Origin of the sequence: Cellulomonas citrea, from assembly GCF_009829685.1 — a bacterium.
Taxonomy (GTDB): Bacteria; Actinomycetota; Actinomycetes; order Actinomycetales; family Cellulomonadaceae; genus Cellulomonas; species Cellulomonas citrea.
In genome coordinates, this window is record NZ_VWSD01000400.1 from 1 (window position 1) to 517 (window position 517).

General features: G+C 58.2%; 1 protein-coding gene. It reads left to right on the top strand.

Annotated features, from left to right (window positions below):
- Positions 1-17: 17 nt before the first annotated feature.
- The coding region (locus F2B26_RS16955) for a WD40/YVTN/BNR-like repeat-containing protein (RefSeq protein WP_369122556.1) at positions 18-517 on the top strand (500 nt) is incomplete at its 3' end.

The window sequence follows — 517 nt, forward strand, 5'->3', positions numbered from 1 at the left end:
GTAATAACGGCATGGCGATGAGCGATCCGGTCGACGGCAAATACCTGCTGCTCAAAACGACGGACGGCGAGACGTGGACGATTTCCGGCAACGAGAAAATGGCGAACGCGAACGCGGGCGAAGCGGCGTTCGCGGCGAGCGGAACCTGTCTTTTAACGAACGGCAAACGGACCATCTTTCTCGTTTCCGGCGGCACGAACGCGCGCGTCTTTCGCTCGGAAAATCGCGCGCTGACATGGTTCGTCGCCGACACGCCGATCACGAAAGGCACGGCGGGCAGCGGCATTTTTTCGATCGCCATGAGCGACAGTAAAAACGGCGTGATCGTCGGCGGAAATTACGAAAAGCCGGACGACTTCACGGATAATCTCGCCTTTACCGCGGACGGCGGGAAAACTTGGACGCTTTCGAAAGGCTTGAACGGTTATCGTTCGGGCGTGGCTTATATCGACAAAAAAACGATTCTCGCGGTCGGCGCGAGCGGTTCGGATCTGTCGGCGGACAGCGGGAAAACGTG